The sequence below is a fragment of the Arthrobacter sp. B0427-1-12 genome, assembly GCF_059092905.1.
This window is the reverse complement of record NZ_JBNHIC010000085.1, coordinates 1-9744: the sequence shown is the minus strand read 5'-3', so window position 1 is coordinate 9744 and position 9744 is coordinate 1. Positions and strand designations below refer to the sequence as shown.

General features: G+C 61.6%; 8 protein-coding genes. 4 read left to right on the top strand and 4 right to left on the bottom strand.

Annotated features, from left to right (window positions below; genetic code table 11):
* Positions 1-190: 190 nt before the first annotated feature.
* A complete protein-coding gene (locus AC5RWU_RS22760) occupies positions 191-640 on the bottom strand; it encodes a hypothetical protein (RefSeq protein WP_493986448.1) in 450 nt (149 codons plus the stop codon).
* Between the two features lie 260 nt (positions 641-900).
* Here AC5RWU_RS22760 and AC5RWU_RS22755 point away from each other — a divergent pair, with 260 nt between their 5' ends.
* Positions 901-1233: a LapA family protein gene (locus AC5RWU_RS22755; protein ID WP_493986447.1), complete on the top strand. Its 333-nt coding sequence runs from the start codon at positions 901-903 to the stop codon at positions 1231-1233.
* Between the two features lie 555 nt (positions 1234-1788).
* Here the strand turns inward: AC5RWU_RS22755 and AC5RWU_RS22750 are convergent.
* Positions 1789-2805: an Lrp/AsnC family transcriptional regulator gene (locus tag AC5RWU_RS22750; RefSeq protein ID WP_493986446.1), complete on the bottom strand. Its 1017-nt coding sequence runs from the start codon at positions 2803-2805 to the stop codon at positions 1789-1791.
* Positions 2806-2931: 126 nt separating this feature from the next.
* Here AC5RWU_RS22750 and AC5RWU_RS22745 point away from each other — a divergent pair, with 126 nt between their 5' ends.
* The 3 genes from AC5RWU_RS22745 to AC5RWU_RS22735 all read left to right on the top strand — a co-directional run bounded on the left by AC5RWU_RS22745 (position 2932) and on the right by AC5RWU_RS22735 (position 6933).
* Entirely contained in the window at positions 2932-3933 is a 1002-nt protein-coding gene (locus AC5RWU_RS22745) for an MFS transporter (protein ID WP_493986445.1), read from the top strand.
* A 327-nt stretch (positions 3934-4260) separates the two neighbouring features.
* Positions 4261-5769 carry a M81 family metallopeptidase gene (locus AC5RWU_RS22740; protein ID WP_493986444.1) on the top strand — a complete coding sequence of 503 codons (1509 nt, stop codon included), beginning with the start codon at positions 4261-4263 and terminating at the stop codon, positions 5767-5769.
* 216 nt (positions 5770-5985) lie between these two features.
* Positions 5986-6933 (top strand): N-carbamoyl-D-amino-acid hydrolase, encoded by a 948-nt coding sequence (locus tag AC5RWU_RS22735; protein WP_493986443.1) that lies wholly within the window; start codon positions 5986-5988, stop codon positions 6931-6933.
* 990 nt (positions 6934-7923) lie between these two features.
* Here the strand turns inward: AC5RWU_RS22735 and AC5RWU_RS22730 are convergent.
* Positions 7924-9126, bottom strand: coding sequence for a hypothetical protein (locus AC5RWU_RS22730; RefSeq protein WP_493986442.1), 1203 nt, complete (start codon positions 9124-9126; stop codon positions 7924-7926).
* A gap of 111 nt (positions 9127-9237) precedes the next feature.
* Entirely contained in the window at positions 9238-9453 is a 216-nt protein-coding gene (locus tag AC5RWU_RS22725) for a hypothetical protein (protein WP_494037331.1), read from the bottom strand.
* Positions 9454-9744: the final 291 nt, after the last annotated feature.

The following is a 9744-nucleotide window of genomic DNA, read 5'->3' as shown; positions in this document are numbered from 1 at the left end:
GAACCTGCGCAGGGTCCGGCATACCGTGCGCGCGTACTGCCGCGAACACGGCGTCCCGTACACGGAAACCTCCCTGTGGGAGTCCTACGGGACCATCATGCGGTACCTCAACCAGGTAGGCCTCAGATCCGGCGACCCGTTCAGGTGCCCGCTCGTCCAGCAATACCGCGGGTAGCGGTACCGCGGGTAGTCAGTCGAAGGAGATCTGCCGGGCCAGTTCCTCGACTTCCTTGCGGCGGACCTCCCCGGCCTGACTCTTGAGCAGGGCCGCTTCGTCGCGCTGGAGCTGTTCACGGCGCGTCTGTTCGCTGATCTCCCGGACCAGGGAGCCGATCACGGAGGCCAGCCCGGCTTTGAGCTCCTCCAGGTTCGTGTTCACAATCTCCAGCCGCCGGTCATCGATCACCAGGCTCACGTGCCCGTAGCCTTGCTCCGCCAGCCGCTCATGGGCCGCCGGTCCCTGAATCAGCTTTGCCTCGGCCGGATTGACCCGCCTGGAAAACACCGCCGACACCGTGTACCGGTCCGGGGCCTTCTCCGCGTAGACCTCACGCGAAACCGCAACCACGGAGGTGAGCCGAAGCACCGACTCGGGCGAAGTATCCACGGCCGGCTCACCGGATGAAACATTGATGCTCATAACCGCATTTTCCCACCGCCACCCCCAGCTGTCCCGGCCGGATCACCCGGAAAACCCGATCCCCGGACGAGCAAAGGACTGCCCCGCCACCGGAAAAGAGGTCCTCGGGTCCGTCAACGCCGGCCTCCGGAGGCGGCCGGCGCTGCCTCGGGCGTGAGGCCTGCCGGGGAGGGGTGCTGCGGGGGTATCCTGATGCCAGGGCAGGAAGTGCCGGATGCAGAACACCGCACCGGCCCCCCCCTTTTACCGGATGAACCACCATGGCATCGAACCCAATACCCTCTGAGAACCCCCGGGCACACTCGAACAGGGTGCCGCCTGCCTCCAAACCCCGCACAACCCGTACCGGTATGGTGTGGGCCGCTGTCATCGTTGCCCTGCTTGCGCTGCTGCTGCTGATCATCTTCCTCCTGCAGAACCAGCAACCTGCCCGGATCCTCTTCCTCGGTCTGGATGCCACCATCCCGTTGAGCATGGCCATGTTCATCTCCGCCGTCGCCGGAGGCATCCTCGTGGCCGCCGCGGGTGCGGCCAGGATCATTCAGCTCCGCTCGAACGCCCACAGGATCAGAACCGGACGCAACCGGAAATAGCCACAGCCGGCAAACAGCCAATTCCGGCGCCGGGGATCCGCACTGCCCGCTCCACGACACGGCCCCGGCCCGGACCTGTCCCCATCCGCAGAACCTCATTCCGGCGCAGAAGCTCCGCCTGCTCCCGCCCCGAGCCGACCCCCCGGAACCGTCCCCACGGGTGCGGGTCCCACCTCAGCCATGGACCCCAAACCCGGCTCAAGATCTGACCTCGCCCTGAGCCCTGGCCCCGGCTGACCGGCACGATCCACGCACTCGGTATTCACAGGAAAGCACCGATAACAGCGCATATGTCTTATCCGTGCTGGCGGTCGAGCGACCCGGGACTGCGGTTGAGAGCTAACGGCCGGAATTTCCTAGGCAGCTGTTCCTCATAAGCTTATGAGACAGCTTGTGTCCACGAGCTGGACGGTCTTCTCGAGGACACTCATTCCGTTGAGTATGTCCTTTTGCTCCTTCGGGCAGTGGACCCGGCCGCCGGTCGAGGGGATGAAGATCATGCCCATGGGGGAAGCTTGGCTAACGTGCAGCATCTGGAAAGCGTCGGCCGCCGATTCACATCTGAATGGAACGAGCCCATGGATCGACGGGCACAACATCGACGGACCTGCCCTCAGTGTCAAGGATTCGCCCGTAAATCTTGGCCATCCGAGTGACGATCCTTCGATCAAGTACGTCGATGGCCTTATATTCCTGGGACAGGTCTCCGAGGACGCGTTCGGCGTCGGCGAGGTCGTGCAACCCGACGACCAAGATGATGTTTGCGGTGCTGACCACGGATGCACAGAACCGAGTCTCTCGCCGCCGTCCGAGAAGTCTTGCTGTGCTCTCCGCGCTGAGAGGTGGAGCCTTCATTAGGATGAGCATTCCCAGGGGCAGGTCGAAGGCGGGCCGAGCCACGTCGCATCGGAAGACGATCTGATGTCTGGCCTCCAGCTGTGCCAGCCGTCTGCGGACCATTCCGGGGGTTCTATTGAGGTTTCGTGCCAGGTCTGCCGGTGAAAGTCGTCCGTCCATCCCCAACAGCAGGAACAGTTTGCGGTCGCCTATCGATAGACCTGAGATCGATTCCGGGGAACTCACATGGTGCTCATCCTGCAGTTGCTTCTCATCGGATGCTGACAGAATGCCTTGGCGCCAATCGACCCCACCTGTCATTTGTCGGAAGAGGCTGATTCTCACATGGACAGCATCGAGAAGTTCCGGGAGTCCGCCATGCACGCATCGCAGGACCTCATCGAGCGCTGTTGCGACCGTTATGCAAAATAGGTTGAAGTCGCCTGTCGTCTGACCAACGGTAATGACGTCAGGGTGCTTGCTCAGCGATGCCAATAGCCTGTCCAAGTACTTCGCTTCGCATCGCACTTCGATGAATGAACCCTGAGACATCGAAGGATGCAGGGCGACGCTGGTCCATGCCAGTCCACGAGCCTGCAGGCTTTTCCAGCGTCGGGCAACGGTCACTTCGGACACTCCCAGGGCGCGAGCTACCGATGCCCAGCTGGCTCTCGGGGCGATCTGTAATGCGTCCACTATTTCAAGATCGGTGGCATGGACTTCAAGTGCGCCCATCTTTCGCATGACTTCCTCTCAGAGCGTCATTCCAACCTTTTTAGCCCTCTTACCGCAGTTTCCTACAGTTTCAGGCCCTCGTGGCTCTACGTCCTAGACTGTTCAGCACCTTAGAGAGGAGGCGTTATGCCAATCACATCCCAAGGGCGTATTGACGGAAGCCAAGCCGTCGTCAACGAAGATTCTGTCTATCGGAAGATCAACCGGCGACTACTGCCGTTGCTCTTGCTCTGCTACACGTTCGCTTACCTCGACCGAGTGAACATCGGTTTTGCGAAGCTTCACATGCAGGAGGACATCCCAGCGCTAACTGAAGCCGTCTTCGGAATCGGCGCTGGATTGTTTTTTCTGGCCTATGCGTTCCTAGAGATCTCCAGCAACATGCTGATGCACAGGATCGGCGCGCGTCGTACCATCACCCGGATCATGATGCTATGGGGGCTTTCCTCCGCCGCCATGCTGTTCGTTCGTGACGAGACAAGCTTCTACGTCCTTCGCATTCTGCTCGGGATCTTCGAAGCCGGCTTTGCGCCTGGAATCATCCTCTATTTGACCTACTGGTACCCTGCGCGGCGCATGGCCGCCGTTATGGGTGTCTATATGCTGGCGGGGCCTATCGGGTCGATTCTGGGCTCCGGTGTCTCTGCCGCCATCATCGCTGCAACCGATAACCTCGGCGGGATGGCCGGCTGGCAGTGGATGTTCCTCATCCAGGGTCTTCCGTGTGTTTTATTGGGCTACATCTTCTGGAAGGCTGTGTCGGACCGCCCGGACCAAGCGGGGTGGCTGAGTGACGCTGAGAAGTCAGTCGTTTCAAAGGCCGTTGGCCAATCGAGCGCCGAACAGGGAACGCACCGGTTCATCGATGCCCTTCGGGAGCCAAGTGTCTACGTCATGGCCGTGGCGTACTTCGGCATCATGTGCGGCATCTACGCGGTCAGCTTCTGGCTGCCGACCATTTTGAAGGACAACGGCGTCCAGGGAACCTTTTCCATCGGTCTGCTTACTGCGATCCCGTACGCACTGACGATACCCACGATGATCCTCCTTTCGCGCAGTTCGGATCGGTTTCAAGAACGGAAATGGCATTCGATCATTCCCGCTTTCATCGCAGCGGGGGGGGGCTGACGACCGCTGCCCTTACTTCGTCAAACTTCCTCCTGTCCTTCGTGTCGTTATGCATCGCTGTCTGCGCTGTGTGGGCTGCATACACGGTTTTCTGGGCCGTACCAAGCCATCATTTCGGGGGTACTGCTGCTGCCGGGGGCATCGCATTCATCAATACGATCGGAATCCTTGGAGGATTCGTTGCGCCGACGATCATGGGTTTCGTCCGAGAAGCGACCGGAACCACTCAGGGCGGTCTGCTGACCATGGTCGGACTCCTGCTTGTCTCGATCGTCGCCCTGCTATTTCTGCCTATTACCCTTCGCCGTAAAAAGTTGAGGTCGCCTCATGACACGTGTATTAATTGCAGGCTTCTTGCATGAGACCAACACCTTCGCTCCATCTCCCGCACGGTGGGAGAACTTCGAGAACGGTGAGGGATTTCCCCGGATGCACCTGGGCCAAGACGTACTCAGCCTCGCCTCCGTTAATATCCCGCTCGGCGGCTTTGTCCTCGACGCAGACCCGACGTGGGAGTTGCTCCCCGTGATCTGGTGTGCTGCATCCCCTTCTGGTCCAGTGGAGGCTTCCACGTTCGAACGCATCACGGAGATGATCACAAGTGCCTGCGCCAAGGAAGCCCCGGATGCGGTCTACCTCGACTTGCACGGCGCAATGGTTTCCGAAGAACACACAGACGGCGACGGCGAGATCATCCGTAGGGTGCGGGCAGCGGTCGGCGATGACGTCCCGATCGTCGTGAGCTTGGACCTGCACGCCAATGTGAGCGACTTGATGCTCGATACGGCGGACGCCATGGTGGCGTACAGAACATACCCGCACATCGACATGGCCGACACCGGCCGGTCAGCGGCCGGACTGCTACGACGCATTATCGCTGGCGAGAAGATGTCAATGAGCGTGCACTGTATCGACTTCCTGATACCGACCATTTCGGGAAGCACGATGGAGGGCCCAGCGCGTACAGCTTACGGATTGCTGAAGTCTGCCGGCGGCCGGGACGCTGTCCTGTCGATCGCCATGGCGTTTCCTGCCGCCGACGTGGAAGAGTGCCAGCCTTGCGTCTTTGGCTACGGGGTCGATGAGAAGCAGCTCTCCGAGGCCGTCGAGGGCATCGCAGCGGCCATCCACAAACTCGAACCCGAGTTTTGCCTGACCGCGTTACCTGCCGCAGAGGCTCTGGACGAGGCGATCAAAGCAGTCGAAGACGGCCAAGCGCCGGTGGTCATCGCCGACACACAGGACAACCCGGGGGCTGGTGGTGACGCTACCACTACCGGATTGCTCCGTGAGCTCATCCGTCGAGACGTTGCATCCAGTGCATTCGCTGCCATGTGGGCTCCAGACGTCGTCGAAGTTGCGATCGCCGCTGGGCGGGGCCAAACGGTGACGGTCTCGTTTCCCGGTTCCCCAACCAATGGCGACGGTCCGTTCACCGAATCCTTCCATGTCGTCGCGATCTCGGACGGGCGGGTGCATTTCGACGGTCCCATGATGCACGGAAACGAGCTGTCCGTCGGGCCTTCCGTTCTTCTGCGCAAGGGCAATGTGCAGGTTGTCGTCAATAGCCACAAGGCCCAAATCATGGACCGCAACCAGTTCCGTGCCGCGGGAGTTTGTCCGGAGGAGCAGAACATCCTCGTGGTAAAGAGCTCCGTGCACTTTCGCGGTGGCTACACCGGGATCGCAGGTCGCATCATAGTCGCGCTGGCTCCGGGACCCTTCCCGGCTGACCCCTCCGCGCTCCCATGGCGCAATCTACGCCCCGGTCTTCGGCTAGGAGCTCTCGGCCCTCGCTTCGAGGTTGCCGAGCCTGTATCTGGACAGCCGCGATGATCATTCGCGCAACACTTAGGAAGCCTCCCTAATCCGCAGCTAACTAACTCGCAACCATTGAGTTTTGCCAGAGGCGAGGAGGATTCCCGACCTAGGTATCGGGACCGTTATCTTACGGGAACCGCTCCTCAGCTGCCCCTGAAAGCAGGGGCTCCTAGCTTGCCTGTAAAAGACCTATGGCAGACAAGAACACATCCAAAACAACAAGGAGCGAAATTGACGCCTAACCTGACACTGGCAGTCGCACAGGTCGGTGGAATCAATACCAATGACTCGAAACCGGAAGTCATCGCACGCCTCATCAGGCTATTGGAAGAGGCAGCCGGACGAGGCGCCGATCTCGTGGTTTTTCCGGAACTGACTCTGACCACGTTCTTCCCTCGCACCTGGTTCGACGACGGAGAGGTCGATGGGTATTTCGAAAAGTCCATGCCCAATAGCGACGTTCAGCCGCTTTTTAACCGCGCGCAACAGCTCGGAGTCGGTTTTTACTTGGGCTATGCCGAACTGACGAGCGACGGCAAGCGGTACAACACGTCCATCCTGGTGAACAAGACGGGCGACATCGTCGGAAAATACCGCAAGATGCACCTGCCCGGCCATGCGGATAACCGGCCGGAGTTGCCGAACCAGCACCTCGAGAAGAAGTACTTCATCGAAGGGGACCTCGGCTTCGGAGTATTCGATTTCCACGGGACGAAGGTGGGGATGTGCCTGTGCAACGACCGGCGCTGGCCGGAGGTATATCGGGCGCTAGCACTGCAGGGTGCTGAGGTCGTCCTCCTGGGATACAACACTCCCGATTTCGTGCCGGGCTGGCAGGAAGAACCGCACGCCAAGATGTTTACGCATCTTCTTTCGATCCAGGCCGGAGCGTATCAGAACTCAGTATTTGTTGCTGCTGCCGGCAAATCAGGCCTGGAGGATGGAAACCACCTGATCGGAGGATCGGCAGTGGTGGCTCCAAGCGGAGAAATCCTAGCGAAGGCTTCGGGTGAGAATGATGAAGTAATTGTTGCTAGGGCGGATCTGGAGATGTCCAAGCCTTACCGCGAAGGTGTCTTCGACTTTGCCGCTCACCGCCGCCCAGATGCCTACGGCATCATCGCCGAACGGAAGGGCCGGGGCGAACCCCTGCCCTTAAGTTTTAGCGTGAACGAGTAGGAGCAGCCCAGCAGCGGATGACTGCATGAAAAACCGCCGGTTCCGGTGTGTTCATGCACCGTGTCACCGCACCCCGCGGGAAGGCCCGATCTCAAACCGGTGGAGCATGAGAAGTCCTTCACAGCTTGTTCATGCGCTTCTCATCACCCCGCACACTGTAAAGGCATGGCGAAAAATGCGGGAGGGCCGGCAGCGAGATTGGTGTGGGGTTTGGCCGCGGGTCTTCTGCTGGCTGGCTGCGCGGCAGCCCTGGTGATCTGGATCCAGGCGACCGCAGGACTGCAGCCGCTGGTTTATTCCACCGCCGGACGGCGCCGTGGGCGGCAGACGGACTGACCCTGCTGCTGGTTGCCATGTTCCCGGCGAACGTCCACGCCGCACTCTACCGACTCCTAGTCAACATCTAACCTGCCGCGGACGCTGATGCAGCTGTTATTCATCGCAGACCGGATCATCGCTACGGACCTAGAAACCCTCCCATCGCCCACTTGTCAGGAAAGCCGATAACAGAGCATATGACAGGTCGTCCATTTGGCGACTTACTCGGCGGCTAATGGCCCACGGTTATCCGCAGCACCGGGCCCGGCACTGCCGGCGGTGATCAGGCGCTTCGGTGTTCGCCGATCAGCAGGCGGGCCATCCGCTGGGCCCGGTTCGCGGCCTTCAGATCGCCTTCAGCGGCGGACGTGATCGAACCTTTCATCCGAATGTCTCAGGACCGGGTGAAATCATCCATCTCCATCAGCCCGGTCTCCGGCCTGCAGCCCGATCTGTTCGCAGATTCTTGGTCAGGTACTCACTGCCGACCTGCCCCAGCGGGTCCTGGGCGCCCACTTCGCGCAGAACGTTGATGACGCCAGCTGCGTCCTTTCACCGAGCCCGAAAACCCGCCCGCGTAGCCACCGGCGGAAATCGGAGCGTAATCATGACGGCTGCCGCCCTCCTGGATGGAAGGCGGCAGCCGTGGGCAATCTGGTTCGGGGCTAACGCTTAGCAGGCGTTGCGCCGCTGCTCCACGGTTGAAGGGTTCTTGACACAGGTCTCACCGGTGCTGCGGACGTCGGTCGTTACAATCGGCGCTCCCGGGGCTTCGGTCTCGGCGACAAGCGGCTCGATATCCTCACGGGTCACGGTGACAACCGGCTCTGCGGGCACGGTCGCCGTCGTAACCTCCTGCCGCGTTTCCCCCTCGGTGCCCGTTACCACCGGGGCGATCGGCACGCACGCGATGTCCGCTTCCTCAGGGCCGGGCCGGGTTCCGGTGGTCACGATCGGAGTGCCGGGAACCACTGCTTCCGTCACCACTGGAGTCCCTTGAGCCGTTGACGTCGTCACCACCGGAGTGCCGTTGGGGGTGGGGACGTCGGTGCCGCGGGGGAAGGTGAACGTCGTGGTCGTGGTGGTCGTGGTCCGCGTGGTCGGCTGCGAGGTGGTCGCCGTGCGCTCCGTCTGCTGCGTCGTCATCGTGGCGATCACCGTCTGGTACGTCGTGGTGGTGCACGATTCACGCTGCTGGGTGCTGGTGAAGACCTCGGTGAACGGCGTCGTCGTGGTGATCAGCGTCTCCCGCGGCTGGGTCGTCGTGGTGACCCGTTCCTGCGGGGTGGTCGTCGTGGTGACGATCGTTGTGGGGGTCGTCGTTGTGGTCAGAACGGCCCTCTCGCACCTCTCCACCGGCCTTGCTGCCCGTTCGTCGTTCACCCTGCGGCAATTGGTGGCCGTGGGCGTCTGCGTGCTCGTCGGCGTGCCCTGCTCCGTTCGGGTTGTGGACGTGGGCGTGCCGGGAACAACAACGTCCTCGCTGACAGCCTCGCCGGCATTGCGCTCTTCCTGGGTCACAACCGGGGTGCCGGCGCGCTCGGTCCGGACGACGGCCGCCTCGCCGACATTGTGTTCCTCGGTTGTCACCGTGGGATTTGGCTGCCGGGCTGGAAGCGATGTGTCCACGATGACAGGATCACCCACGGGGCGGTCCGCACTGAACGTGGTCGTCGGATCCCCTGATGCAACATCAGGACCCACGACGACAGTCGTGACCGTGCAGGTTTGATTATTGCCGTTGCCGCTGAGCGTTCCGCCCAGCGCCGTACAGGCGGCCTGCCGTTCGGCGGGACCAGCGAATACCGGACCGGCCGGTGCCAGCGTGACGACGAGCCCGAGCGCCGCCGCGGCCACCAAGGAAGAAAAACGCATGATGAACTCTTTTCCGCGATGGACCCCGCGCGTGAAGTAATGATGTACGCAAAACATTCGCATGCTTACTTTGGGTCTACAAGGGCCCGCTCTACCTGTCTTAAACGGTTCTTAAACGGTCTGCCGAACCGGGTAGTGGTTAACCACAAACGAAGGCATCCCGAGCTGACCGGCCGAGGAGCTGCCCGTGACCGCCTCGACGAAGGCTTCCTCGGTGCCGTCCCGGCCCCACGGCCACACGGCGAACGCGACAGTGTTGAAGATGCCGGCAACAATGAGCGCTGAAGCGGTCATGGTCCGGCGAATACGCACCGGCTGGGTGGACACGGCGGGCTCCTTTCCCCCTTGGATGGCCTCTGCCCCGTGCAGGAGGATCGCCTCCTGACACCACCATCGTGGCATCACAGCCCCGCGGGCGACATCCTCAAACTTGGGGTAACCGTACGCCCGCACCACGGACCCGGGACGGCCCGGCACCGGAACGCAGGAGGGCGGCCCGGCACCGGGGGTTTTGCTCCCTGTCCCCGGGATGGGGGTGTGCCGCCTAGAGGGAAGAGGGCACCATGGGTACATGGGCTTGTTAATCAGGGTCAGGACGCGGCGGCGGCTGCCGGGCAC